A 26626-nucleotide genomic window follows, 5' to 3' on the forward strand; every position below is an offset into this window, starting at 1 on the left:
TCTGGAGGAGATGAAGATGGGTGTCGAAGGCATCGGCGCGCGCGTCGCGCGAAAGGAAGACAAGCGGTTTCTCATGGGCCAGGGCCGCTACACGGACGACATGTCCGTGCCGGGCATGCGTTATGCGGCCTTCGTGCGCTCGCCGCATGCACACGCGAAGATCAAGAGCATCGATACGGCAGCGGCGGCGGACATGCCCGGCGTCATCGCCGTGCTTAACGGCAAGCAGATGCTCGACGACGGCATCGGCAATCTGATCTGCGGCTGGATGATCCATTCCAAGGACGGTTCGCCGATGAAGATGGGCGCCTGGCGGCCGATCGCGCACGAGACGGTGCGCTATGTCGGCGATGCCGTCGCCGTCGTTGTCGCCGACAGTTTGGGCGAGGCACGCGATGCGGCCGAGGCCGTGGTGGTCGACTACGAGGTGCTGCCGGCCGTCACCGATGCGGTGAAGGCGCTGGAAGCCGGCCAGCCGCAGCTCCATCCGGAAGCCCCCGGCAACCTCATCTATGACTGGGAGATCGGCGACAGCGCCGCCACCGACGCGGCCATCGCCGCGGCCGCCCATGTCACGGAGATGAAGATCGTCAACAACCGGCTTGCCCCGAACCCGATGGAGCCGCGCGCTGCGCTCGGCATCTACGATTCGGCCGAGGACCACTACACCTGCTACACGACGAGCCAGAACCCGCATGTCGCGCGTCTCGTCATGAGCGCCTTCTACAATGTGGCGCCGGAAAACAAGCTGCGCGTCATCGCGCCCGACGTCGGCGGCGGTTTCGGCTCGAAGATCTACATCTATCCGGAAGAGATCGTCTGTCTGTGGGCCTCGAAGCGCTCGGGCGTGCCGGTAAAATGGACGAGCGACCGCACCGAGGCCTTCCTGACGGATGCGCATGGCCGCGATCACGTCTCGACCGTCAAGATGGCCTTCGATGCGAACAACCGCGTCACAGCGCTGAAGGTCGATACCATCGCCAATTTCGGCGCCTACATGTCGCTCTTCTCCTCGGCCGTGCCGACCTATCTCTACGCAACCCTGCTCTCCGGACAGTATGATTTCCCGGCGATCCACGCCAATGTGCGCGCGGTCTATACCAACACGGTCGCCGTCGACGCCTATCGCGGCGCCGGACGACCGGAAGCCACCTACCTGCTCGAGCGCACCATGGAGACAGCGGCGCGCGAACTCGGCGTTTCGCCGGCAGAGCTTCGCCGCATCAACTTCATCCGCTCCTTCCCCCACCAGACGCCCGTCATCATGAACTACGATGCCGGCGACTACGAAGCCTCGCTCGAGGCCGCCATGGCGGCTGCCGACTGGAACGGCTTTCCGGCCCGCAAGGCGGAGGCCGCAAGCCGTGGCATGAAGCGCGGCATCGGCATGAGCTGCTACATCGAGGCCTGCGGCATCGCCCCGTCGGCGGCGGTCGGTTCGCTCGGGGCCGGCGTCGGCCTCTGGGAATCGGCCGAGGTGCGCGTCAACGCCGTCGGCACGATCGAGGTGCTGACCGGTTCGCACAGCCACGGCCAGGGCCATGAGACGACCTTCGCCCAGCTCGTCGCCGAGCGCTTCGGTGTGCCGATCGACAGCGTCTCCATCGTGCACGGCGACACCGACAAGGTGCAGATGGGCATGGGTACCTACGGCTCGCGCTCCGGCGCCGTCGGCATGTCCGCCGTCGTCAAGGCGCTCGACAAGGTGGAGGCCAAGGCCAAGAAGATCGCCGCCCACCTGATGGAGGCTGACGAGAGCGATATCGTCATCGAGAACGGCGCGCTGAAGGTCGCCGGCACGGACAAGTCGGTGCCGTGGTTCCAGATGGCCCTTGCCGCGTATACCGCGCACAACCTGCCCTCCGGCATGGAGCCGGGCCTGAAGGAAGGCGCCTTCTACGATCCGTCCAACTTCACCTTCCCCGCCGGCTGCTACATCGCGGAGGTCGAGGTCGATCCGGAAACCGGCAAGACCAGGATCATCCAGTTCGTTGCCGCCGACGATTTCGGCAACATCATCAATCCGATGATCGTCGAGGGCCAGGTGCATGGCGGCATCGCCCAGGGCATCGGCCAGGCCCTGCTCGAAGGCGTGCATTACGATCCGGAGACGGGCCAGCTCCTGACGGCGAGCTACATGGACTACACCATGCCCCGCGCCGACGATCTGCCCTCTTTCCAGGTCTCCCACCAGGTGACGCCCTGCCCGAACAATCCGCTCGGCATCAAAGGCTGCGGCGAGGCCGGCGCCATCGGCTCGCCGCCGGCGCTGATGAACGCCATCACCGACGCCATCGGCAACAACGACCTCACCATGCCGGCAACGCCCCAGAAGGTCTGGGCAGCGGCGCTGGCAGCCGGCAACTGACGGAGGAAGCCATGTACGCCACGAATTACCATCGCGCCTCCTCGGTCGCCGAGGCCGTCAAGCTGCAGTCGTCCTCCGACGAGGCGAAGTACGTCTCCGGCGGCATGACGCTCATCCCCACCATGAAGCAGCGGCTGGCGGCACCGTCCGACCTCGTCGATCTGCGCCACATAGCCGACCTCAAGGGGATTTCCGTCAACGGCGGCCGGGTGAGGATCGGCGCCGGCACGACGCACTACGAGGTCTCGACCTCGGCGGAGTTAAAGGCCGTCTGCCCGGCGATCTGCCAGCTCGCCTCCCATATCGGCGACCCGCATGTGCGGCATATGGGCACGATCGGCGGTTCCATCGCCAACAACGACCCCGCCGCCGACTATCCCTCCGCCGTGCTGGCGCTGGGTGCGACGATCGTCACCAATGCCAGGGAGATCCCAGCCGACGACTTCTTCACCGGCCTCTTCGAGACCGCACTGGAAGACGGTGAGATCGTCGTAGCCGTGACCTTCGACGCACCGGCAAGAGCCGCCTATTCCAAATTTCCTAACCCGGCCTCGCGCTACGCCATGGCCGGTGTTTTCGTGGCGAAGGCGGGGGATGGCGGCGTGCGGGTGGCGGTGACGGGTGCCGGCTCCAACGGCGTCTTCCGCCATGCCGGGCTGGAAGCGGCGCTGTCCGCCAACTGGTCGCCCGATGCCGCAGCAATCATGACCGTCGATGCCGGCGAGCTACTCTCGGACATCCACGGCAGCGCGGAATACCGCGCCAATCTCGTGAAGGTCATGGCCAAGCGCGCCGTCGCCGCCGCCTGACCCCTCGAAAAACGTGAAACTGTTCGATTAAAAGGACGGTTGAGGCCGTCCTTTTTTCATGCAGACTTGACATGCATCAACAGGAAATGGCCTTTGGGGGCTTATGATACATTGGAATGGTTCAAAGGTGGCGCCGATTTGCCGCAGCATATACCGTTGCGGGAAACGGGCGCCTGATATAGCCGATTGAACGACCGCCAACGACGATGATGTCCGGGTTCCCGCCGGACAGGAGACTCTGGATGGACTTCGAGACCTACTTCAAGAACGAGCTGGACGGCCTGCATCAGGAAGGCCGCTACCGCGTTTTCGCCGACCTGGAACGCCAGAAGGGCAACTTCCCGAAAGCGACCCGCCATACGGCGAACGGCCCGCAGGACGTCACGGTCTGGTGCTCGAACGACTATCTCGGCATGGGCCAGCACCCCAAGGTGACCGAGGCTATGAAGCTCGCCATCGATCACTGTGGCGCCGGTGCCGGCGGCACCCGCAACATCTCCGGCACCAACCACTACCACGTCCTCCTCGAACGCGAGCTCGCCGACCTGCACGGCAAGGAATCGGCGCTTCTCTTCACCTCGGGCTATGTGTCCAACTGGGCCGCGCTCGGCACGCTCTGTTCCAAGATCCCCGGCATCATCTGTTTTTCCGATGCCGGAAACCACGCCTCGATGATCGAAGGCATCCGCCACTCGAAATGCGAGCGGGTGATCTGGAAGCACAACGACCTCAAGGATCTCGAAGCCAAGCTTGCCGCCGCCGACCCGAAGGCGCCGAAGCTGATCGCCTTTGAATCGGTCTACTCCATGGATGGCGATATCGCCCCCATCAAGGAGATCTGCGACCTCGCCGACAAATATGGCGCGATGACCTATCTCGACGAAGTGCACGCCGTCGGCATGTACGGCCCGCGCGGCGGCGGTATTGCCGAACGCGACGGCCTCATGCACCGCCTCACTCTCATCGAGGGCACGCTCGGCAAGGCCTTCGGCGTCATGGGCGGCTACATCGCCGGCTCGGCGGCGCTCTGCGACTTCGTGCGCTCCTTCGCCTCCGGCTTCATCTTCACGACCTCGCTGCCGCCGACGATCGCCGCCGGCGCGGCTGCTGCCATCCGCCATCTCAAGGAAAGCCAGGTCGAGCGCTTTGCCCACCAGGAACGCGTGCGCAAGCTGCGCAGCCTGCTCGACCGCAACGGCATTCCGCATATGCCCAATCCGAGCCATATCGTGCCGGTCATGGTGGGCGACGCGGCCAAGTGCAAGTGGATTTCGGACCTGCTGCTCGACAATTTCGGCATCTACGTCCAGCCGATCAACTACCCGACGGTGCCGAAGAAGACCGAACGCCTGCGCATCACGCCGACCCCGCTGCACACGGATGCCGATATCGAGCATCTTGTAAGCGCCCTGCATTCGCTCTGGTCGCGCTGTGCGCTCGCCCGCGCCGTCGCCTGACAGCGCGGCGTAAGCCAGGACTATCCGATGAGCCCGGCGGCCACCCGCCGGGCTTCTTCGTCCGCGGCAAAGACATCGTCCATGGACGCGGCCGGCGGCAGATGGGTGAGCCTGTCCATCACCGCCTCGGCAATATCGGCCATGGCAAGGAAGCCGATGCGCCCGCCGACAAAGGCGTGGAACGCCACCTCCTCGGCCGCATTCATCACCGCACCCTGCAGGCCGCCGCGCGTCAGCGCCGTGCGGGCCAGCCGCAGCGCCGGGAAGCGTTCTTCATCCGGCGCCTCGAAATCGAGCCGCGACAGCTTTGCGAAATCCAGCCGGTCGACATTGAGCGGCGAACGCTCGGGATAGGTCAACGCGTAGCCGATCGCCGTGCGCATGTCCGGCGCGCCAAGCTGCGCCAGCACCGATCCATCGACATAACCGACCATCGAATGGATGATCGACTGCGGATGCACCACCACCTCGATCTGCTCCGGTCTGACGTCGAAGAGGTGCTTCGCCTCGATCATCTCCAGCGCCTTGTTGAACATGGAGGCGCTGCCGATCGAGATTTTCAGCCCCATCGACCAGTTGGGGTGGGCGCGGGCGATATCGGCGGTGACATCGGCCATCTGCGCCCGGCTCCAGGTGCGGAACGGTCCGCCGGAGGCCGTCAGGACGATCCGCTCGAGCGCATGGCGCTGGTCGTCCTCCAGCGCCTGGAAGATCGCGCTGTGTTCGCTGTCGACGGGGATCAGCCGCCCGCCGCCCTCGGCGACGGCCCGGACGAAGAGGTCGCCCGCCGACACGAGGCACTCCTTGTTGGCGAGCGCGATGTCCGCACCCTTCCTTGCTGCAGCCAGCGTCGGCGCAAGGCCTGCCGTGCCGACGATCGCCGCCATCACCCAGTCGGCCGCACCGGAGGCTGCCTCCAGCAGCGCCGCTCGCCCCGCCGCCGCCTCGATACCGCTGCCGGCAAGGGCTTCCTTCAACGCACTGTAGCGGCTTTCGTCCGCCGTCACCGCCATCTTCGCCCCGCAGTCCTTCGCCTGCGCCGCGAGGAGGTCGACATTGCCGTTGCCGGTCAGCGCCAGCACCTCGTAGCGATCCTGCCCGCCGAGCTGGCGCACCACGTCGAGCGTGCTGGTGCCGATGGAGCCTGTCGAGCCGAGAATGGTGATACGGCGCTTTTGCCGCGCGTCGGGAGCCATGGTGAAGTCCGCGATTTTCTTGTTATCGACAAAAGGCTCTACAGGCGAAAGACGCCTGCAACAAGTCATGGAAATGCTGTAAAGCGAAGGCTGCGCCAGTCTTCGCAAACCCGCGGCTTGACCTTTTCACCCGGACGGCCATAACGTCCCGGCAAAGCGGTCTTCCGCCCTGACGCGATTGGAGAAATCTGTGTACCGACGCCTGAGAGTATGGACCCTCGCCTGCCTCGCCTTCATGGCGGCAGCTCCGGCCTATGCCGACGAGCCGGTCCCGGGTGGTCTCGGCGGCACCTGGCTTGCCGAGGATATCGGCGGCAATGGTGTCATCGACGACCTGCAGACGACGCTGGAGATCAAGCCGGACGGCTCCTATGGCGGCAATGGCGGCTGCAACACCTATCGTGGCAAGCTGAAGGTGCAGAACGGCAACATCGCCTTTGCCCCCGCTGCCGCGACGCGCAAAATGTGCGCGCCGGCCATCATGGACCAGGAACAGAAATTCTTCGACGCGCTCGGCACCGTCACCTCGTGGAAGCTCGAAAACGGCATCCTGCACCTGACGGGCAAGGAAGGCGCCCCGGCGATCCGCCTTGCCGGCCTCAAGAACAACACCGACATCGTCATCCGCCTACCGGGACCCGAACAGAGCGTGGCGCGCGAGACGATCAACTACCAGTGCGACGCCGAGCAGCGCGTCGTCGTCGAATATATCAATGCCGGTACGAATTCGCTTGCCGTATTGAAAATCGCCGAAGAGACGGTCATCGCCGCCAACGTCCTGTCCGCCTCCGGCGCCAAATATGCCGGCGGCCAGTATGAATGGTGGACGAAGGGCGACGAGGCGACGCTCTACGACCTGACCAAGGGCGAGAACGCACCAGGCGTCAACTGCCGCAAGACCGGCTGATCCGGCCGGTCACTGGAGGGGACCATCGCATGCCCACGTTCCGTGTCGGCCAGAAGGTCGTCTGCATCAACGACCGCTTCAAGAATGTCTCGATCGACCAGGGCATCCGCAAAGGGCAGGTCTATACGGTCCGCTGGACCGGCCACTACCGCCACTATGTCGATGGCGATTTCTACGGCATCAAGCTGGTCGAACTCTACCGCGGCAAGGACGACGGCCCGGAAGGCTACGGGGCCGACGACATGCCCTTCCGCGCCACCCGCTTCCGCCCCCTGGTCAGCGACCGGATCCGCAGCATGCTCGGCCTGAAAGCCCCGCAGCCGAAGGTCGTCACCAAACCCTCCGCCATCCCCTCCATTCGCCCCAAGCCGCGCGTCGTCACGCCGGAGCGCGAGAAGGAGGACGTCTGATCCCTCCAAATCGGGGCGATGGCCCCCAACGCTTGGGCCAGACCTAGTCCAGCAGGTAACTCAACGCCCGACGCGCCATTGCGTGGAACGACACCGAAACGACCATGCAGATCGCCACGATACCAGCGGTCGTCCAGTTTATCGGACCCGGATTTTCATGAATCCCTGCCAGGGGGGGCGTCAAGGCCCCGCCAAAGCAACCGCGATGGCAATGCCATTGAGATAGCGCGCGGCCAGCTTAGCCTTCTCGTTCTGCCGGTTCTTCATATCTCCTCCCGGACCCCCCTACTCCAAGCTTCAATTTTTGATCGTAATCGTCGAGTGGAGCGTCGAAATTCTCATTCGATGCCGCCATCGACCATGTCCGGATTTGCATGCAGGTCCGCGTGCGGAGAGCAGTATCCGGATACTTGTCGGAAGAGACGGCAGGAGCATCAAGGCAATGGTGATCCCGCCGCGATTCGAACGCGGGACCCCCAGATTAGGAATCTGGTGCTCTATCCTGCTGAGCTACGGGACCACTGACTGAACCCATACAAAAGCCGGGGCTTTTAGCCAAGCGATTTTCAGGCGGCGAGGCGGCTTTCGGCAAGCTTGACCCAATAGCTCACGCCATGGGGTATCGCGTCGTCGTTGAAATCGTAGGCAGGGTGGTGCAGGCCCGCGCTGTCGCCGTTGCCGAGGAAGACGAAGGCACCGGGGCGGGCGAGCAGCATGTAGGAAAAATCCTCGCCGCCCATCATCGGGTCCAGCGCGGGATCGACCGCAGCCTCGCCGGCGATTTCGCGCGCGACGGCAACGGCATGGTCGGTCTCGTCGGGATGATTGGCCGTGACGGGGTAGTTGCGGTGGTAGCCGACCGTGATCTCGGCACCATGCGCGGCGGCAAGGCCGCTGCAGATCTGGCGGATCCGGGCTTCGGCCTCCTGGCGCATCACGGCGCTCAGGGTGCGCACCGTGCCGGCAAGCTGCGCCGTCTCCGGGATGACGTTGTGGGCGAAACCGGCGTTGAATTTGGTAACAGAGACGACGAGGGAGGCAATCGGATCGGCGACACGCGAGACGATGGTCTGCAGCGCGGAAACCACCTGCGCACCGATGACAATCGGATCGACCGTCTTGTGCGGCAGGGCGGCATGGCCGCCGCGACCCTTCACCGTGATGTTGAACTCGTCGGTCGCGGCCATGATCGGGCCGGGGCGCGTGCCGAAGGAGCCGACCGGCATGCCGGGCAGATTGTGCATGCCGTAGACTTCGGCAATGCCGAAACGCTCCATCATGCCGTCCTTGACCATCTCGTTGCCGCCGCCGCCACCCTCTTCGGCCGGCTGGAAGATGACCGCGACATTGCCGGAGAAACTGCGCGTCTCGGCGAGATACTTCGCCGCGCCGAGCAGCATGGCCGTGTGCCCGTCATGGCCGCAGGCATGCATCTTGCCCCTGACGGTCGAGGCCCAGGGCTTTCCGCTCGTCTCCTCGATGGGCAGGGCATCCATGTCGGCACGAAGGCCGATGGTGCGCCCCGCAGCCTTGCCGCGGATAAGGCCGACGACGCCGGTGCGGCCGATGCCGGTCACGATTTCGTCGACGCCGAATTCACGCAGCTTTTCAGCGACGAAGGCGGCGGTCTTTTCCACCGCGAAGAGGATTTCCGGCTCCCGGTGGATGTGCCTGCGCCATTCGGCGATTTCATCCTGCATCTCTGCGGCGCGGTTGAGGATGGGCATGCAACACTTCCTGTCATTTCGGCCGCGAAAGCGGCCAACTGCATTCGATGGCTTTGCCATCACGGTGCCATATAGGTTAAATAGGGCGACGGTTCGAGACAACTCCCGATTTCGAGGTGAGACCCTTGCAGATGAACGGACGAACGACGCGCCGGAGCGCATGGCTATTGGGCTCCAGCCTGCTGCTCGCAGCCTCCCTTCTGGCGAACGCGGCAAGCGCCGCCCCGCGCATCCTGGTGGATGTCAACACGCTGAAGGTCATCGAGCATGAGGATGCCTTCCAGCGCTGGTATCCGGCCTCGCTGACCAAGCTGATGACGGCCTATACCGTGTTCCGCGCCGTCAAGGCCGGCGAGCTGACGCTGGAAAGCCCGGTCGTCATGAGCAAACATGCCGCCGCCGAGCCGCCGAGCAAGATGTACTTCAAGCCCGGTCAGAAGATGACGCTCGACAGCGCGCTGAAGATCATCCTCGTCAAGTCGGCCAACGACGTTTCCGTCGCCATCGGCGAGACGATCTCCGGCTCCGAGCAGGCCTTCGTCGACCGCATGAACGCAGAGGCGGCCCGCATCGGCATGAGCTCCTCGCGCTTCATCAATCCCAACGGCCTGCCCGGCAAGGGCCAGTACACGACGGCACGCGACCTTGCGGTCCTTGCGGTAACGCTGAAGCGAGAATTCCCGCAATACGCCCCTTATTTCGCGCTGGAAGGCTTCACTACCGGCAAGAAGCAGTATCCGAATTTCAACATGCTGATCGGCCGCTTTGACGGCGCTGACGGCATGAAGACCGGCTTCATCTGCGCCTCCGGCTTCAACCAGGTGTCTTCGGCCACCCGCAACGGCCGCAGCGTCGTCTCCGTCGTGCTCGGCTCCGACAGCCTCGGCGCACGGGCGGACATTTCCGCCGGCATGCTGGAAAAGGGCCTGACGATGCGGGCGGGCAATGTACCGACGCTCGGCCAGCTTCGCCCCTATGGCGAGACTCGCGACATCGTCACCGACGTGTCGCAGGAAATCTGCTCGAAGCACGCAGCCAAGGTGCGCAGCGAAGGCCGTGACGAGGCCGGACGCCAGAAGCTCGTGTCACCCTACATCCATGAGCTCAACCGGCCGCTGAAGCTGGTCTTTGCCGGCCTCATGGGCGGCGACACGGCGAAGCCTGCCGGCAACGAGCAGGTCGCCGTCGGCGATACCGGCGGCCTTGCCAATGTGCCGATCCCGATTCCGCGTCCCACCACCTTCTGAACGGCCCCTTTTGACTGGCCCGTTTGATTGGCCCCATTTGATTGGAAAGACCATGACCCTTGCTGAGCGGCGCGTGCCGGTTTCCGTGTTGACCGGATTTCTGGGCGCGGGCAAGACGACCCTGCTCAACCGCCTGCTGAAGGATCCGACACTCACGGACACGGCCGTCATCATCAACGAATTCGGCGAGGTCGGCATCGACCATCTGCTCGTCGAACAGTCGAGCGACGGCGTCATCGAGCTTTCCGACGGGTGCCTGTGCTGCACCATCCGCGGCGAACTGGTCGATACGCTCGCCGACCTGATGGATCGCATGCAGACGGGCAAGATCCAGCCGCTGAAGCGTGTGGTGATCGAGACCACCGGCCTTGCCGATCCAGCACCGGTGCTGCAATCCGTCATGGGCAATCCCGTGCTCAGCCAGTCCTTCAGCCTCGACGGCGTGATAACAGTGGTCGATGCCGTCAACGGCCTGTCGACGCTCGCCAACCATCCGGAAGCCGTCAAGCAGGTCGCCGTCGCCGACCGCGTGCTGATCAGCAAGATCTCGCTTTCAGATGCCGCAACGGTAGAGGCGGTGAAGCGGGAGATTGCCGCACTCAATCCACGGGCAAGCATCGTGGATATCGACACGCCTGGTCTCGTCGGCCCCGCCCTCCTCGCCAATGGACTTTACGATCCCGGCAGCAAGATTCCTGACGTCCGCCGCTGGCTGCACGAGGAAGCACACGACCACCATGATCATGGGCACCATCACCATGGGCATGATCACGGGCATCACCACCACGACCACCAGCACGCCCATGACGTGACCCGCCACGACGCGACGATCCGCTCCTTCAGCATCGTGCACGACCGCCCGGTCGATCCGATGGCGCTGGAAATGTTCATCGACCTGCTGCGCTCCGCGCACGGAGAAAAGCTCCTGCGCATGAAGGGCATCGTGCTGATGTCGAACACGCCGGAGCGGCCGCTGGTGCTGCAGGGTGTGCAGAGCGTCTTTCATCCGCCGGAGCGCCTTTCCGCCTGGCCCGACCCGGCGGACCGCCGCACACGACTGGTGCTCATCACCAAGGACCTGCCGGAAGCCTTCGTGCGCGACCTCTTCGATGCGTTTACCGGCACTCCCAGGATCGACCGGCCGGACCGCGCCGCGCTCTCCGACAATCCGCTCGCCATTCCGGGCCTGCGCCTCTGACCGCAGCACGGCAAAAGACCCGGATGCAGGGAACATCCGGGTCTTTGGGGAGGTCAGTCTGGGCGATGTTTACTTGCAGACCTTGATCTTCTTGATGACGACGTTGCCGTAGTAGTCGTAGGACTTCACCTTCTTGATGAAGCAATAGGGCTCGTAGCCGTAGCTGTAGTAGCCGGCCTGCGAGGGCGCCGCGAAGGAGACGGCGGCGACGAGGGCAACGGTGGCGGAAACGATGATCTTGCGCATGGGGTCTCTCCTGATCTCTGGTAAGGATGAGCCTCTCTCATCCGGTGATCAGAAGATCGCACATCGCCCCGCCGCCCGCTGTTCCGCAGGAAACAGGCGGGCTCTCTCCTCTGAAATCAGAAGCGGGCGCCGGCGAAATGGGCGATCTGCGCGCCGAGTTCGTAATAGCCCTCGCGCATCGAGCGGAAGGACTGCGCTTCGGGTTCGCTTACCGGCAACGGCAGGTCCCGTTCGGCGATCTCGCCGGAAACGAGCTCCGCCAGCGTGCGGCCGAAGACAGTGCCCGGCGCGATGCCGCGGCCGTTGTAGCCGGAAAAGCCGATGACGTTGTCGGCAAGGCGGTGGAAGCGCGGCAGGTTGTCCGTGGTCATGCCGATCTTGCCGTACCATTCCGCCTCGAAAGCGACGTCGCCGATAGCGGGAAAGAGCTTTTTCAGCGCGCGCCGCGCCCAGGCCTTGTGGATGCCTGTACCCGCGCCGCGCAGCGCACCGACACTGCCGAACACCAGCCGGCCACGCTTGTCGAAGCGGAAGGAGGAGAGCACTTCCTTCGTGTCCCAGGCGCCCTGGCGCTCCGGCAGGATCCTTGCCTGCATCTCGGGCGAAAGCGGAACGGTGGCGAAGTTGAAGTAGGGCAGATGCACGAGCTCGGTGCGCACCTCGTTCCAGGGCGCGACCGTATAGGCGTTGGTCGCAACCACCACCCAGTCCGCCGTGACAGAGCCGCGCGCGGTCTTTACCGTCCAACGTTTTCCGGTCCGCTCTGCGCCCGTCACCCGGCTTGCCGTGAAGACCTGGGCACCCGCTGCAATCGCCGCACGGGCAAGGCCGCGCGCATAGGCCAGCGGCTGGATCGTGCCGGCGCGCATGTCGAGAAGCGAGCCGGCATAAGCCTCGGTGCCCACCTTCGCCGCCGTCTCGGCGGCATCCAGCAGGCGCACCGGGGCGCCGCGACGGGCCCACTGCTCTGCGCGCTGCTTCAATTCGTCGAGACCCGCCTTTCCGACGGCGCAATGCAGCGTGCCCGCCGGATTGATCTCGCAGTCGATGGCATGCTTTTCGACGAGATCGAACACCGCACGGGGCGCATTGCCGAGAAGTTCCAGCAACCGGCCGCCGTGCACGTCGCCGAGCACGCCCGGCAACTCGTCCGGCATGACCCACATGCCCGCATTGACGAGGCCGACATTGCGGCCCGAGCCGCCATAGCCGATCTCCGCCCCTTCAAGCAGGATGACCCGCGTGCCGCGCCCGGCCAGATGCAGCGCCGCCGAAAAGCCGGTATAACCGCCGCCGACGATGACGACATCCGCCTCCGCCTTGCCGGAAAAGGCAACGGTTTCGGGGGCGGGCGGAGCGGTCATCTCCCAAAGGCCATGGGAGCGCGGATCGTTGAGCATGGGCGTCAGTCTTTTCCGGAGGAGGAGGATTTCTCGCCGCACAATCGGCCATGCGGCACGACGACTAAAGCAAAAAATGAGAACGGGGTCATGCCCCCGCCGCATGATCGGTCGCGGAAATCCTACGCCGGGACCTGCTTGGAGATCCAGGCGCGAAATGCCTGACTCAGCGGGTTTTCAAGCTTTCCCTCCGGCACGACGAGATAATAGCTGTTCTCCGTCTCCATCGGCCGGTCGAAAACGACGGCAAGCCGGCCGTTCGCCAGCTCCTGCTCGATCAGATAATACGGCAGGAGCGCGAAGCCGAGCCCGGCGACGGCCGTCTCGATGACCATGGAGAACTGGTCGAAGCGGTGGCCGCGATAGGCCGTATCCGCCGAGCCACCGTTCAGCTCGAACCATTGTGCCCAGAGCTTCGGCCGCGTCGCAAGATGCAGGAGCGGTGCTCTTTCCAGGTCCTTCGGCTCGGCAAGGTTCCAGGATTTTACCAGTTCCGGGCTCGCCGCGGGCAGGATGACCTCGCTGCACAGATAGGAGCAGGCCGCCCGCGCCCAGACCGGCTGGCCGTAGTGGATCGCAAGGTCGAAATTCTCCTCGTCGAAATCGAATGGCGCCGAGCGCGAGGCGATGTTGACGATCGTGCCCGGATTTTCCGCAAGAAAACCCGGAATGCGCGGCGTCAGCCAGCGGCTTCCGAACGTCGGCAGCGTCGCGATGGAAAGGCTGTGCTCGGAAGAGGCCGACGCCATGGCGCGCAGCATGGTCTCTTCCGTCTGATGCAGCAGCTTGCGTACTTCCGGCAGGAAACGGCGGCCGTCGTCGGAGAGCACCACGCGCTGGCGCACACGCTCGAAGAGCAGCACGCCGAGCTGTTCCTCGAGGTCCTTGATCTGGCGGCTGACGGCACTCTGGGTGAGGTTCAGCTCATGGGCCGCCTGCGTGAAGCTGCCATGACGGGCAGCACATTCGAACGCTTGCAGCGTGGTGACGTCAGGAATCAGCCTTCGACTGAGCTTCATTCTTTCCTCGCATCAACATAGTCAGAACGGTCGCAATCGCGGGAAGAAACGATCCGGTATGATCCGTTTTGAGAATGATCAGGGCCTCCCACCCTTCTAAAGCAATTCCACGAAAAGTGTGAAGCGGTTTTCCTGGAATTGCGCAACACCGAGATGAGATCACTCGCCATGAAAGCAAATTCGCACGTTTCCGCCGACACGATCCGCGCGGACTTCTCCACCGCCATGTCCGCCATGTATCGCACCGAGGTTCCGGCCTATGGCACGCTGATGGCGCTGGTGGCCGATGTGAACGCCGAGACGCTCGCCGCCGACCCCGTCCTCAAGGAACGTCTCGAGGCGACGGACACGCTGGAGCGCATCTCCGAGGAACGCCACGGCGCCATCCGCCTCGGCACGCCGGAAGAGCTTTCCATGATGCGCCGCGCCTTTGCCGTCATGGGCATGTATCCGGTGGGCTACTACGATCTCTCCACCGCGGGCGTGCCGGTGCATTCCACCGCCTTCCGCCCGGTCGGCGAGGAAAGCCTCAACCGCAATCCCTTCCGCGTCTTCACCTCGCTGCTGCGCCTCGATCTCATCGCCGACGAGACACTGCGCGAGGAAGCGGCCGACGTGCTCGCCGCGCGAAAGATCTTTACCGACGAAGCCGTCAGGTTCATCGAGAAGGCCGAACGCGACGGCGGCCTCGATGCGGCCGATGCCGCCCGCTTCGTCACCGAACTGCTGGAAACCTTCCGCTGGCACGATCAGGCCATCGTCAGCACCGGTATGTACAAGCGCCTGCACGATGCGCATCGTCTGATCGCCGACGTCGTCTCCTTCAAGGGTCCGCACATCAACCACCTGACGCCGCGCACGCTCGACATCGACAAGGTGCAGGCCCGCATGCCGGAAGAGGGCATCGCCCCGAAGGCCGTCGTCGAAGGTCCGCCGACCCGAACCTGCCCGATCCTCCTGCGCCAGACCTCGTTCAAGGCCCTGGAAGAGGCCGTCTCCTTCATCGGCGCCGACGGCACCTGGCAGGAAGGCTCCCACACGGCCCGCTTCGGCGAGATCGAGCAGCGCGGCGTGGCGCTGACGCCGAAGGGCCGCGCGCTCTATGACGGGCTGCTGACCGAGACGCGCGCCCGCGTACGTCCTGCCGCTGACGGCTCCAACGCTGACGAATACGAAGCCGCTCTCTCCGACGTCTTCAAGACCTTTCCCGATGATTGGGACGGCATCCGCAAGGCAGGCCTCGGCTACTTCACCTACTCCCTGACACAGAAGGGCAAGGCCGTCACCGGCCGCAACGCCGATCTCGAAACGGCGATCGAAGCCGGCCTCATCCGCTTCGATCCGATCGTCTACGAGGACTTCCTGCCGGTCAGTGCCGCAGGCATCTTCCAGTCGAACCTTGGCGACGACGCGACCCAGGACTTCGTCGCAAGCCCGAACCAGGTGATGTTCGAGCGCGATCTCGGCGCCGCCGTGCTCGACGAATTCGCGCACTATGCCGCCATCCAGCGCGCGTCGCTTGAAATGTGCCTCGGCATCGTGAACATGGCTGCCGCTGCGGAGTGACGGAAGAACGCATGATCGAGGCACGCCATATCGAAGTACTGAAAGGCATCACCGGCGAGAAGGGCCTTCTCACCGAGGAAGCCGACATGGCTGCCTACGAGACCGGCGCGCGCTATGACAAGGGCCGCGCCGCTTTCGTCGCGCGTCCGGCCACGACGGCGGAGGCCTCTGCCGTCGTCTCCTACTGCGTGAGGAACGCCATCGCCCTCGTGCCGCAATCCGGCAATACCGGTCTCGTCTCCGGCTCGACGCCTGACGGTAGCGGCCTTCAGGGTGTGCTCAGCCTCGACCGCCTGAACGCGCCCTTCGAGCTCGACCGGATAAACCGTTCCGTCACGGCCGGAGCGGGTCTGCGCCTTTCCGACCTCAACGGCCGGCTCGAAGAGAGCGGCCTGTTCTTTCCGATCGACCTCGGCGCCGACCCGCGTCTTGGCGGCATGATCGCGACGAACACCGGCGGTTCGCGCTTCCTGCGCTACGGCGACGTGCGCCGCAACGTTCTCGGCCTCACGGTGGTGCTCGCCGACGAGGCCGGCACCGTGCTCGACCTGTCTTCGGATCTGCGCAAGAACAATACCGGTGTCGACTGGAAGCAGCTTTTCATCGGTACGTCGGGCGCTTTCGGCATCGTCACCGAATGCGTGCTGAACCTCGAACCGGCACCGAAACAGTCTGCCACCGCCCTGCTCGTGCCCGCCTCGGCAGAGCAGGTGGCAACGCTGCTCGTCGCCATGGAAGACGCGCTCGGCAGCTACCTCTCGGCTTTCGAAGGCATGTCCGGCAACGCGGTCGCCGCCGCGCTCGACCATGTGCCGTCGCTGCGCAACCCTTTCCAGGGTGGCGTGGTGCCCGACTTCGTCATCCTTGCGGAGATCTCCCGTTCAAGCCCGCCGCGCGAGGGTGAGCAGCCGCTTGATGCGGTGCTGGAGGAGGTGCTGGCCGCGATTTGGGAGCGCGAGGATGCGCCGCTCGCCGACGCATTCGTCGGCCCGCCGCACGAGATCTGGGCGCTGCGCCATGCACTGTCCGAAGGCGTGAAGCATCGTGGACGATTGATCGCCTTCGATCTGTCCTTCCGCCGGGGTGACATCATGCCCTTCCTCGCCCATATGAAGGCGGACATGCCTGACCATTTCGAGGACGTCACGATCTGCGACTTCGGCCATATCGGCGACGGCGGCGTGCACTTCAATCTGGTCGTCGCGAAGGATGATCCTCGGCTCGCCGATCCCGATTTCGAAGCGGATTTGCGCGAATGGGTCTTCACCGTCGCCGTCGAGCAATTCGGTGGCAGCTTCAGCGCGGAACACGCCATCGGCCGCAAGAACCAGGTTTTTTATGACAGATACACCCCGGAAAAGCTCCGCGAGCTCGCGGCCGGACTGAAGACCATCACCTCGCCGGGCCCGCTCGGCGCGATCACCTTTTAAGAAACCGACAGGGAGACACCCCATGACGAACGTCGACGTGAAACAGGAAACCGCAGCCCTTCTCGACAAGCTCGGCGTTGCCCGCAGCGCCTGGCAGGGCGGCGACATGGCCTCCTACAGCCCCGTCAGCGGCGAGGAGATCGGCAAGCTGAAGACCGTCTCGGCCACTGACACAAACAAGGCGATCGACGCCGCCCACGACGCCTTCAAGGCCTGGCGTCTCGTGCCCGCGCCCAAGCGCGGCGAACTCGTTCGCCTGCTCGGCGAGGAACTGCGCGCGTCCAAGGCCGATCTCGGCCGCCTCGTTTCCATCGAAGCCGGCAAGATCACCTCGGAAGGTCTCGGCGAAGTGCAGGAAATGATCGACATCTGCGATTTCGCCGTCGGTCTCTCCCGCCAGCTCTACGGCCTGACGATCGCCACCGAGCGTCCCGGCCACCGCATGATGGAAACCTGGCACCCGCTCGGCGTCGTCGGCATCATCTCGGCCTTCAACTTCCCGGTCGCCGTCTGGTCGTGGAACGCCGCACTCGCCCTCGTCGCCGGCAATTCCATCGTCTGGAAGCCCTCCGAAAAGACCCCGCTGACGGCGCTTGCCTGCCAGGCGATCTTCGAGCGCGCCCTCGCCCGCTTCGGCGATGCCCCGGCAAACCTGTCGATCGTCCTCATCGGCGACCGCACCATCGGCGAAGCCCTCGTCGACAATCACAAGGTCGCGCTCGTCTCGGCCACCGGCTCCACCCGCATGGGCAAGGAAGTCGGCCCGCGTCTCGCCAAGCGTTTCGCCCGCTCGATTCTCGAACTCGGCGGCAACAATGCCGGCATCGTCTGCCCCTCGGCCGATCTCGACATGGCGCTGCGCGCGATTGCCTTCGGTGCGATGGGCACCGCCGGCCAGCGCTGCACGACGCTGCGCCGCCTCTTCGTGCATGACAGCGTCTACGACCAGCTCGTGCCGCGCCTGAAGAAGGCCTATACCAGCGTTTCCGTCGGCAACCCGCTGGAAACCTCGGCGTTGGTCGGCCCGCTCGTCGACAAGCAGGCTTTCGACGGCATGCAGAAGGCGCTGGAAGCGGCCAAGGCCGAAGGCGGTTCCGTCACTGGTGGCGAGCGCGTTGCCGACGCCGGCAAGGACACGGCCTACTATGTGAAGCCGGCCATCGTCGAAATGCCGAAGCAGGCCGGCCCGGTTCTCGAAGAAACCTTCGCGCCGATCCTCTACGTCATGAAGTACTCCGACTTCGACGCCGTTCTTGACGATCACAACGCTGTCGCCGCCGGCCTCTCGTCGTCGATCTTCACGCTCAACGTCCAGGAGGCCGAACGCTTCCTGTCGGTCGACGGTTCGGATTGCGGCATCGCCAATGTCAACATCGGCACGTCCGGCGCCGAAATCGGCGGCGCCTTCGGCGGCGAGAAGGAAACCGGCGGCGGCCGCGAGAGCGGCTCCGACGCCTGGAAGGCTTACATGCGCCGCGCCACCAACACGGTGAACTATTCGAAGGCCCTGCCGCTCGCCCAGGGCGTCTCCTTCGATATCGAGTAATCGGCCATGACCGTCGCAAGCAAAATCGAGGAGGCGGGCTTCCAGCCCGCCTCGCGCATCGCCGCCATCGGCGTCTCCAAAATCCTGCAGATCGGCGCCCGCGCCTCTGCCATGAAGAAGGACGGCCTACCGGTCATCATTCTCGGCGCCGGCGAGCCGGATTTCGATACGCCCGACAACGTCAAGGCTGCCGCCAAGGCCGCCATCGACCGCGGCGAGACGAAATACACCGCGCTCGACGGCACGCCGGAGCTGAAAAAGGCGATCACCGAAAAATTTCGCCGCGAAAACAATGTCGACTACGCGCTCGACGAGGTCACCGTCGCGACGGGCGCCAAGCAGATCCTGTTCAACGCCTTCATGGCGACGGTCAATCCGGGCGATGAGGTGATCATCCCGACGCCCTACTGGACGTCCTATTCCGACATCGTGGAGATCTGTGGCGGCGTGCCGGTGCTGATCCCCTGCGACGCCGAAGCCGGTTTTCGCCTGAAGGCCGAGCAGCTCGAAAAAGCGATCACGCCGAAGACCCGCTGGGTGCTGTTCAACTCGCCCTCGAACCCCTCGGGCGCCGCTTATGGCGAAGCCGACTACCGCCCGCTACTCGACGTGCTGCTGAAACACCCGCATGTCTGGCTGATGGTCGACGACATGTACGAACACATCGTCTACGATGGATTCAAGTTCGTCACCCCCGTTGCCATCGAACCGCGGCTGAAGAGCCGTGCGCTCACCATCAACGGCGTCTCGAAGGCCTATGCCATGACCGGCTGGCGCATCGGCTATGCCGGTGGCCCGAAGGCGCTGATCAAGGCCATGGCGGTGATCCAGAGCCAGGCGACCTCCTGCCCCTCCTCCGTCAGCCAGGCCGCCTCGGTCGAGGCGCTGAACGGCCCGCAGGACTTCTTGAAGGACCGCCAGGCGAGCTTCAGGCACCGCCGCGATCTCGTCGTCTCCGCGTTGAACGCCATCACCGGCCTCACCTGCCGCACGCCCGAGGGTGCCTTCTACACCTTCGCCGGCTGCGCTGGCGTTATCGGCAAGGTGACACCCAGGGGCAAGAGCATCGAGGCAGACAGCGACTTCACGGATTATCTCCTCGAAGACGCCCATGTCGCCGTCGTTCCGGGTTCGGCCTTCGGCCTCTCGCCCTATTTCCGCATCTCCTACGCCACGTCGGAAGCCGAATTGGCGGAAGCGCTGAAGCGCATCGCAGACGCCTGCGCCCGGCTCGTCTGAGCGGCAAAGCAAAAATCGGCAAAAGAAAAGGGGCCTCGCAAGAGGCCCCATTTTTATGGGTTCGCGCCTTGTGGCGTTCTCTACTTCCCCGCGGCTGAGCCACAGATGCGAAAACGCCCCGGCCTTCGACCGGGGCGTTTAATGGGTTTGGAAACTCAAGCGGCGCGGGCGCCGTGGTGCTCCTGGGCGTAGTAGTGACCGAAACGGTTGGCGAGGAAGGCGTCGAGGGCGATTTCTTCCTGGCGAACGAATCCTTCGGCGCGCAGCGACCCGTCGGCGAGCATGTCGAGCACGGCGCAGATCGAGCCGGCCGTGGTGATCTGGATGGCCGAATGCAGGGCGCCGGCGACCGGGGCGCTGTAAACCTTGTTGGCGTAGGTTTCCTGGATCAGGCGACCGCCCTTGCGACCCGAGACGGTGACGAAGATGATGACGACGTCTTGCGTGGTGGTCGGCAGGGCGTTTTCAAAAATGTCCTTCAAAACTTCGCGGCGGTGACGCAGGCCGAGGTCGTTCAAGAGCGCCTTCATGATGGCGGCGTGGCCGGGATAGCGGATCGTCTTGTAGTTCAGCGTGCGAACCTTGCCCTTCAGCGTCTCGCAGAGCGTGCCGAGGCCGCCCGAGGTGTTGAAGGCTTCATAGGTGACGCCGTCGAGCGAGAATTCCTCGCGCTCTTCGAGGGCCGGAACCTCGATCAGCGCGCTTTCGACGATGGCTTCGCAGGGCTCGATATATTCGTTGATAACGCCGTCCGTGCTCCAGGTCAGGTTATAGTTGAGCGCGTTGGACGGATACTGCGGCAGCGCGCCGACGCGCATGCGCACGCTTTCGAGCGAATCGAAACGGCTGGCGAGATCGTTGGCGACGATGGAGATGAAACCCGGTGCAAGGCCGCACTGCGGGATGAAGGCCGTCTTGGCGTTTTCCGCGATGCGCTTGACCTGGCGGGTGGATTCGACGTCTTCCGTGAGGTCGAGATAGTGCAGGCCCGCGTCTGCTGCGGCTTCCGCGATGGCGACCGTCAGATGATAGGGCGCAGCGGAGAGGACGGCGAACTTGCCGGCAAGCAGGGCGCGGAGCGCGGCGCCGTCGGCGATATCGACCACGGCGGTCGAAACGGCATCGTGGCGCTCGATGGCGGCAAGCTGCTCGTCCGAACGGTCCGCGACGGTGACGCGGTAATCCCCGCTGTGAGCCAGCATGCGGGCGATGGTGGAGCCGATCTTGCCCGCGCCGATGACGACGATGTCCTTCATGTGATTTCCCTCCGGCATGAATTGATGCGTTTATTTTGAGAGGGAAGACTGTCGATTTAAAGCGCCATATCCGGCATAATCAATCATCAGTATCGGCAGAATGACGGTTAAAATGAGCATTTCGACGCTAGGTGCCAAGGATCGCGAACTTCTCGCCATCCTCAGCGAGAACGCCCGCGAACAGACAGCCACGATCGCCCGCAAACTGGGCCTCTCACGCACGACCGTGCAGGCAAAAATCGACCGGCTGGAGCGGGACGGCGTGATCGCCGGCTATGGCGTCAAGCTTTCGGACGCCTATGAGAGCGGCATGGTGAAGGCGCATGTGCTGATCACCATCGCGCCGAAGACGCTGGCGCGCATCACCACGGAACTGCACGCCATCTCGGCCGTACGCACCCTACATTCGGTAAGCGGCAGTTTCGACCTGATCGCCGTGGTCGAGGCAACGTCGATCGCCGAACTCGATCACCTGATCGACCGCATCGGCGCTATCGACGGCGTGGAACGCACGCTGTCGTCGATCATTCTGTCGACGCGGATCAGGCGATAGGCTGCCACATCGGACCAGGCGACCCCAGCCAAGGCTCTCCACCTCTCCGCGGTCATCGTCGGCCTTGAGCCGAGGATCCATGCCACAAACTCAAGCTACGCCGTAATGCGTGGATCCTCGGGTCAAGCCCGAGGATGACGAAGGAGGGCGGGGTGGCGGGCTGTGGCAGATCAAGGGCGGGTGCGCCGCCTCAACGCCGCACTGCGGCGGATCCGTCGTGCAACCGCCTCAGGCGATGAACCGCTCCGGTCGGTAAGGCCCGATATTGATGACCGTGCGCTCGCCCAGCATCTTTTCCGCCAGCACACGGCCGGTGATCGGGCCCAGCGTCATGCCGTGATGGGCGTGGCCGAAGGCGAACCAGAGGCCGGAATGGCGCGGCGCCTTGCCGATAACAGGCATCATGTCCGGCGTGCAAGGGCGGGCGCCCATCCAGGGCTCCTCGTCGCGTCGCTCGGCGAGCGGGAAGAACTCGCGCGCCACCTTTTCCGCCCTGCGAAGCTGCACCGGCGTCTTGCGCGTGTCGCGCTTGGCGAATTCGGCGCCGGTCGTCAGGCGGATGCCACGTTGCATCGGCGCGAGGAAATAGCCGCGTTCAGCATCGAGCACCCAATTGTTGAGCTTCGCACCGTCTTCCGTGCCGTAGTGCATGTGATAGCCGCGTTTCACCGCCAGCGGGAAGCGGTAGCCGAGCTTGCGCGTCACCGTATCGGCCCAGGGACCGAGCGCCACGACGACCTCTTTGCCTTCCAGCGGTCCCTCCGGCGTGGCGATGCGCCAGCCCTCGCCTTCAAGCACATGTTCGATGGTCGCCGCATCACCCGACTTCAGCGCGCCGCCGAGCGACTGGAAATAGGCAAGGTAGCGTTTCAGCAGGCTCTGCGGGTCGAGGATCGACCAGGGATCGGTCCAGCGCAGGCCGCCGGTGAGCTCCACGCGAATGGACGGCTCGGCCTCGGCGACCTCCCGGGTCGTCAGCTTCTGGTGGTTGACACCGAAATTGGCGGAGAGTTTTTCCGCATCCGCATAGGCCTTGTCACGTTCCTTCTCGGTGCGAAACACCTTCATCCAGCCGTCCTTTTGGATGAGGTCTTCGGCGCCCGAGGCGGCGATGAGGTCGGCATGCTCGGAAATCGAGTTCTCGATCAACGGTGCATAGAGATGGGCGATGCTCTGGTGCTGGCGAAAACCGGAATGCCACCAGTAGCGGGCAAGGAACGGGATAATGCCGGGGATTGCCGAGGGATGGTAGTGCGCGTCGATCGTGTTGTTCAACGCATAACGGAAGAGCGCACCGAAATCGTGCGGGAAGCCGTAAGGGAAAACACCCTCGCGCTGGATGAGGCCGGCATTGCCGTAGGAGGTCTCTTCCGCAGCCCCGCGCCGGTCGACGAGCACCACCGACTTGCCGCGCCGTGCCAGATGAATCGCGGTCGAAATACCCACAACACCCGCGCCGAGAACGATGACATCCGTCTTCATATGCCTGCCCCAAGGATCTTTCGTTTGCACATCAATGCATGCGTGCCCCGGCAAGACAAGGCGCCCGCAGCGCCGGCTACTGGCCTGCCAGCCGCAACAGGTTCTCGATCGCCGCCCGCTCGAAACCGCCGATGCCCTCGGAAATATCGGCCTTGATCGCCGCCGCCACTGCATCCTCATCGCGCTTGCGTAGCGCCTCGATGGCCTCCTGGTGGCGATCGACGAAGTAGAGCTGGGCGACATGTTCCATGGCGATACCGAGGAAGGGGCCGAGCTGGAGCCAGATGCTCTCCACCATCGGCATGATCACCTGCTCGGGATTGGCGGTGTAGAGCGTGCGATGGAATTCCTGGTTCAGGAGCAGGGCGTTCGCATTGTCTTTGCGCCCGATCGCCTCATCCTGCGCCTTGTCGATCTCTTCCAGCCGGTCGATCCGGCGCTCGGTGATATGCGGTACCGCCCGGCGCGCGGCGTGCTGCTCCAGCACGGAACGCAGCGAGACGAGCTCGCTGAACCGGTCCGCCGTCATGCGCGGCACCATGATGCGCCTGTTGTCGAGCACGCGCAGCGCCCCTTCGGACGAAAGGCGGCGCAGCGCCTCGCGCACCGGCGTCGGGCTGCTCTCCATCGCTTCGGCAATGCCGCGGATCGTCAACGATTCCCCCGGCCGGATCGAGCCGACCATGATCGCCTGGCGCAGGCGCCGATGCGCATATTCATGCGTCGTCATCCCGTCCGGCCGGTCCAGCGGCTCAAGCGCCAAATTGCCCAATCCATCCCTCCACGAAAGGCTGCAGATGCTATCCTATGCTTTGTGACAGGTTCTAGCAGCTTGACCCCCGACAAGAAAGTGTGCATATTTTGAAAATGTGATCACAAAAATAATTATGTGATACGGAAGGGAACCATGACTCCGAACGATGATGCCAATTGGCTGATCAATGCCGACGGCGTGGAGAGCATCCAGGCCGTGGTCTGCGACCTGAACGGCATCCTGCGCGGCAAGCGCGTGCCCGTCGGGCAGGCGGAAAAGGTGCTGAAGGGCGGCATTCGCATGCCGCTGTCCATTGTGGGCGTGGACGTGTGGGGTGAGGACATCGTCGGCTCAAGCCATGTCTTCGCCTCGGGCGACATGGACGGCATCTGCGCCGCAACCGGTCGTGGCGCGCTCCCCGTCAGCTGGACGTTGAAGCCGTCCGCCGTCGTGCCGCTCTGGCTGTTCAAGGAGGACGGCACACCGTTCCTTGCCGACCCGCGCCAGGCACTCGCCAATATCGTGCGCCAGTACCACGAACTCGGCCTGCGCCCCGTCGTCGCCTCGGAAATGGAGTTCTACCTGATCGACGCCGAGCCCGACCATGCACAGCCGCCCATCTCGCCCTATACCGGCAAGCGGCTCGACTCCGACGCCATCCTCTCCATCGACGAGCTCGACGATTTCGGCCAGTTCTTTTCCGACGTCTATGCGGAATGCGAACGGCAGAATGTGCCGGCGGATTCGGCCGTCGCCGAAAACGGTATCGGCCAGTTCGAAATCAACCTGATGCATTCCGACGACCCGTTGAAGGCCGCCGACGACGCGCTGTTCTTCAAGCGCATCATCAAGGGCGTCGCGCGCAAGCATGGTTTTGCCGCCACCTTCATGGCAAAGCCCTACGGCATGCGCTCCGGCAGCGGCATGCACATGCATTTCAGCCTGATCGACGAGGACGGCAACAACGTCTTCGACAACGACACGCCCGAGGGCTCCGACATCATGAAACATGCCGTCGCGGGCCTGACGCGCGGCATGGCGGAATCGACGCTGCTCTTCGCACCGCATTTCAACTCCTACCGCCGCCTGCGCCCGGATACGCATGCCCCCACCTCCGTTTCGTGGGGCTACGAGAACCGCACTGCCGCCATCCGCATTCCCGGCGGCAGCAACAAGGCGCGCCGCATCGAGCACCGCGTCGCCGGTGCCGATGCCAACCCCTATCTCGTCATGGCCGGCATTCTCGGCGCCGCCCTTGTCGGCATCCGCAACAAGTGGGAGCCGCCGGCACCGGTCTCGGGCCGGGCCTATCTCTCGCAGCTGCCGCGCATCCCCTCGGAATGGGGCTCTGCCGTCACCGCCTTCGAGAACGGCTCGATCGTCTCGGAGATCTTCGACACGGATCTCCGCTCCATGCTGATCGCCTGCAAGCGGCAGGAAATCGCCGGTTTTGCCGAACAGGTGACCGACTTCGAATTCAGCGCCTACCTGGAAATCGTCTGATGGCCAATACCCAGTCCTATGCCGGCAACGGCGCCTATCCCGACAGCTACTACGCCGCCTCCCGCAACATCATCCGCACGCCGAAGGTGCTGGAAGGCGCTGTCACCGCCGACGTCGCCGTGCTCGGCGCCGGCTATTCCGGCCTTTCCACCGCCATCCACCTTGCCGAAAAAGGCTACAAGGTCGTGATGGTCGAGGGCGCCGGCATCGGCTGGGGCGCGTCGGGCCGCAACGGCGGCCAGATCGTCAACGGTCTCAATGCCAGCCTCGACACGATCAAGCGCCGCTACGGCGATCAGGCCGGCGCCTTCGTCGGCGGCCTGGTGCAAGAAGGCGGCAAGATCATCCGCCGCATCGTCTCGCAATACGACATCGATTGCGACATGAAGACCGGCAACATCTATGCCGCCTATACGCCCGCCCACATGAAGGACCTCGAGCACAAGAAGGCCCTTTGGAAGAGCTACGGCATGGACGACCACCAGATGCTCGACAAGGCAGCGATCAGCAAACTGGTCAACACCGACGCCTATATCGGCGGCATGCTGGACACGACCGGCGGCCACATGCACCCGCTCAACCTCACCCTCGGCGAGGCCAAGGCACTGGAATCGCTTGGCGGCGTGATCTACGAACAGTCGCCCGTCACCCGCGTCGAGCACGAGGCGGAAAAGCCCGTCATCCACACGGCGAAGGGCAGCGTCACCGCCAAGGTCGCCGTGCTTTGCGGCAATGCCTATCTCGGCCATGTCGTGCCGAAGCTGGTTTCGCGCGTCATGCCCGTCTCCACCCAGATGGTCGCCACCGAGCCGCTCGGCGCCGAGCGCGCCGATGCGCTGATCCCGAGCGACATGTGCGTCGAGGACGTCCGCTACATCCTCGACTACTTCCGCCTCTCCGCCGACAAGCGCATGATTTTCGGCGGCGGCACCGTCTATGGCGGCACCGATCCGGCCGACGTGCGCGCAAAAATCCGCCCAAACCTCGAAAAGGTCTTCCCCTCGCTGAAGGGCGTAAAAATCGACTACGCCTGGAGCGGCAACTTCGCCCTCTCCTTCTCGCGCGTGCCGCAAATGGGCAAGATCGGCAAGAACACCTATTTTGCCCACGGCTACAGCGGCCACGGCGTCACCGGCTCGCATCTCTTCGGCCGCATCCTCTCGGAAGCGGTCGACGGCGATCTCTCGCGCTTCAGCCAGTTCGAAAAGCTGCCCTGGATTCCCTTCCCGGGTGGGCGCATGTTCCGTGCGCAATATTCCACCATCGGCTCCTGGTGGTATCAGTTCAAGGACGCCTTCGGCCTTTAAGGCCCG

Annotated in this window: 22 protein-coding genes and 1 tRNA gene; 14 read left to right on the forward strand and 9 right to left on the reverse strand. The window is 64.3% G+C overall.

Going from position 1 to position 26626, the window contains the following annotated elements:
* The first annotated feature begins 16 nt into the window (after nt 1-16).
* The 3 genes from AKG11_RS26425 (at nt 17) to hemA (ending at nt 4634) form a co-directional block, all read left to right on the forward strand.
* Complete coding sequence (locus AKG11_RS26425) at nt 17-2368, forward strand: xanthine dehydrogenase family protein molybdopterin-binding subunit (protein ID WP_050746121.1); 2352 nt, start codon at nt 17-19, stop codon at nt 2366-2368.
* Nucleotides 2369-2379: 11 nt separating this feature from the next.
* On the forward strand, nt 2380-3177 hold the full coding sequence (locus AKG11_RS26430) for an FAD binding domain-containing protein (RefSeq protein WP_050746081.1): 798 nt from the start codon (nt 2380-2382) through the stop codon (nt 3175-3177).
* 242 nt (nt 3178-3419) lie between these two features.
* Nucleotides 3420-4634: a 5-aminolevulinate synthase gene (gene hemA, locus AKG11_RS26435; RefSeq protein WP_050746082.1), complete on the forward strand. Its 1215-nt coding sequence runs from the start codon at nt 3420-3422 to the stop codon at nt 4632-4634.
* Nucleotides 4635-4654: 20 nt separating this feature from the next.
* Here hemA and dxr read toward each other — a convergent pair whose 3' ends face one another.
* Nucleotides 4655-5830, reverse strand: a complete 1176-nt coding sequence (gene dxr / locus AKG11_RS26440; protein ID WP_050746083.1) for a 1-deoxy-D-xylulose-5-phosphate reductoisomerase — start codon at nt 5828-5830, stop codon at nt 4655-4657.
* Between the two features lie 190 nt (nt 5831-6020).
* On the opposite strand from dxr, the gene AKG11_RS35480 reads away from it, so the two are divergent.
* On the forward strand, nt 6021-6737 hold the full coding sequence (locus tag AKG11_RS35480) for an META domain-containing protein (protein ID WP_156334140.1): 717 nt from the start codon (nt 6021-6023) through the stop codon (nt 6735-6737).
* A 29-nt stretch (nt 6738-6766) separates the two neighbouring features.
* Nucleotides 6767-7147: a hypothetical protein gene (locus AKG11_RS26450; RefSeq protein ID WP_023512680.1), complete on the forward strand. Its 381-nt coding sequence runs from the start codon at nt 6767-6769 to the stop codon at nt 7145-7147.
* A 443-nt stretch (nt 7148-7590) separates the two neighbouring features.
* Here the strand turns inward: AKG11_RS26450 and AKG11_RS26455 are convergent.
* Together AKG11_RS26455 and AKG11_RS26460 are read right to left on the reverse strand one after the other, a co-directional pair.
* Nucleotides 7591-7667: transfer RNA gene (locus AKG11_RS26455), tRNA-Arg, on the reverse strand.
* A gap of 46 nt (nt 7668-7713) precedes the next feature.
* Nucleotides 7714-8874: a M20 aminoacylase family protein gene (locus AKG11_RS26460; protein ID WP_050746085.1), complete on the reverse strand. Its 1161-nt coding sequence runs from the start codon at nt 8872-8874 to the stop codon at nt 7714-7716.
* A 131-nt stretch (nt 8875-9005) separates the two neighbouring features.
* On the opposite strand from AKG11_RS26460, the gene AKG11_RS26465 reads away from it, so the two are divergent.
* Together AKG11_RS26465 and AKG11_RS26470 are read left to right on the forward strand one after the other, a co-directional pair.
* Entirely contained in the window at nt 9006-10121 is a 1116-nt protein-coding gene (locus AKG11_RS26465; RefSeq protein ID WP_050746086.1) for a D-alanyl-D-alanine carboxypeptidase family protein, read from the forward strand.
* A gap of 52 nt (nt 10122-10173) precedes the next feature.
* Nucleotides 10174-11319, forward strand: coding sequence for a CobW family GTP-binding protein (locus AKG11_RS26470; protein ID WP_050746087.1), 1146 nt, complete (start codon nt 10174-10176; stop codon nt 11317-11319).
* A 69-nt stretch (nt 11320-11388) separates the two neighbouring features.
* Here the strand turns inward: AKG11_RS26470 and AKG11_RS34710 are convergent, their stop codons facing one another.
* The 3 genes from AKG11_RS34710 to AKG11_RS26480 all read right to left on the reverse strand — a co-directional run bounded on the left by AKG11_RS34710 (nt 11389) and on the right by AKG11_RS26480 (nt 13984).
* A complete protein-coding gene (locus AKG11_RS34710) occupies nt 11389-11565 on the reverse strand; it encodes a hypothetical protein (RefSeq protein WP_024270203.1) in 177 nt (58 codons plus the stop codon).
* A 116-nt stretch (nt 11566-11681) separates the two neighbouring features.
* On the reverse strand, nt 11682-12965 hold the full coding sequence (locus AKG11_RS26475) for an NAD(P)/FAD-dependent oxidoreductase (protein WP_050746088.1): 1284 nt from the start codon (nt 12963-12965) through the stop codon (nt 11682-11684).
* Between the two features lie 122 nt (nt 12966-13087).
* Nucleotides 13088-13984 (reverse strand): LysR substrate-binding domain-containing protein, encoded by an 897-nt coding sequence (locus AKG11_RS26480; protein ID WP_024271269.1) that lies wholly within the window; start codon nt 13982-13984, stop codon nt 13088-13090.
* Between the two features lie 168 nt (nt 13985-14152).
* Between AKG11_RS26480 and AKG11_RS26485 the strand changes: the two genes are divergently transcribed.
* Genes AKG11_RS26485 through AKG11_RS26500 form a run of 4 tightly spaced genes read left to right on the forward strand, consistent with a single transcriptional unit; the run spans nt 14153 to nt 19765 of the window.
* On the forward strand, nt 14153-15550 hold the full coding sequence (locus AKG11_RS26485) for a 2-oxoadipate dioxygenase/decarboxylase HglS (RefSeq protein WP_050746089.1): 1398 nt from the start codon (nt 14153-14155) through the stop codon (nt 15548-15550).
* A gap of 11 nt (nt 15551-15561) precedes the next feature.
* Nucleotides 15562-16980 carry an FAD-binding oxidoreductase gene (locus AKG11_RS26490; RefSeq protein WP_050746090.1) on the forward strand — a complete coding sequence of 473 codons (1419 nt, stop codon included), beginning with the start codon at nt 15562-15564 and terminating at the stop codon, nt 16978-16980.
* A 22-nt stretch (nt 16981-17002) separates the two neighbouring features.
* Nucleotides 17003-18526 carry an L-piperidine-6-carboxylate dehydrogenase gene (locus AKG11_RS26495; RefSeq protein WP_050746091.1) on the forward strand — a complete coding sequence of 508 codons (1524 nt, stop codon included), beginning with the start codon at nt 17003-17005 and terminating at the stop codon, nt 18524-18526.
* A 6-nt stretch (nt 18527-18532) separates the two neighbouring features.
* On the forward strand, nt 18533-19765 hold the full coding sequence (locus AKG11_RS26500; protein ID WP_050746092.1) for a pyridoxal phosphate-dependent aminotransferase: 1233 nt from the start codon (nt 18533-18535) through the stop codon (nt 19763-19765).
* Between the two features lie 155 nt (nt 19766-19920).
* Here the strand turns inward: AKG11_RS26500 and AKG11_RS26505 are convergent, their stop codons facing one another.
* Nucleotides 19921-21021: a saccharopine dehydrogenase family protein gene (locus tag AKG11_RS26505; RefSeq protein WP_023517112.1), complete on the reverse strand. Its 1101-nt coding sequence runs from the start codon at nt 21019-21021 to the stop codon at nt 19921-19923.
* Between the two features lie 112 nt (nt 21022-21133).
* On the opposite strand from AKG11_RS26505, the gene AKG11_RS26510 reads away from it, so the two are divergent.
* Nucleotides 21134-21574 carry an Lrp/AsnC family transcriptional regulator gene (locus AKG11_RS26510; RefSeq protein ID WP_165909364.1) on the forward strand — a complete coding sequence of 147 codons (441 nt, stop codon included), beginning with the start codon at nt 21134-21136 and terminating at the stop codon, nt 21572-21574.
* A gap of 228 nt (nt 21575-21802) precedes the next feature.
* Here the strand turns inward: AKG11_RS26510 and AKG11_RS26515 are convergent, their stop codons facing one another.
* Entirely contained in the window at nt 21803-23056 is a 1254-nt protein-coding gene (locus AKG11_RS26515; protein ID WP_050746093.1) for an NAD(P)/FAD-dependent oxidoreductase, read from the reverse strand.
* 76 nt (nt 23057-23132) lie between these two features.
* Nucleotides 23133-23786 (reverse strand): GntR family transcriptional regulator, encoded by a 654-nt coding sequence (locus tag AKG11_RS26520; RefSeq protein ID WP_050746122.1) that lies wholly within the window; start codon nt 23784-23786, stop codon nt 23133-23135.
* Between the two features lie 177 nt (nt 23787-23963).
* On the opposite strand from AKG11_RS26520, the gene AKG11_RS26525 reads away from it, so the two are divergent.
* On the forward strand, nt 23964-25313 hold the full coding sequence (locus AKG11_RS26525; RefSeq protein ID WP_023516110.1) for a glutamine synthetase family protein: 1350 nt from the start codon (nt 23964-23966) through the stop codon (nt 25311-25313).
* Nucleotides 25313-26620 (forward strand): NAD(P)/FAD-dependent oxidoreductase, encoded by a 1308-nt coding sequence (locus AKG11_RS26530; protein WP_050746094.1) that lies wholly within the window; start codon nt 25313-25315, stop codon nt 26618-26620. Before AKG11_RS26525 ends, AKG11_RS26530 begins: the two co-directional genes overlap by 1 nt.
* Nucleotides 26621-26626 lie beyond the last annotated feature (6 nt).

This window comes from Shinella sp. SUS2, assembly GCF_001262505.1.
Classification (GTDB): Bacteria; Pseudomonadota; Alphaproteobacteria; order Rhizobiales; family Rhizobiaceae; genus Shinella.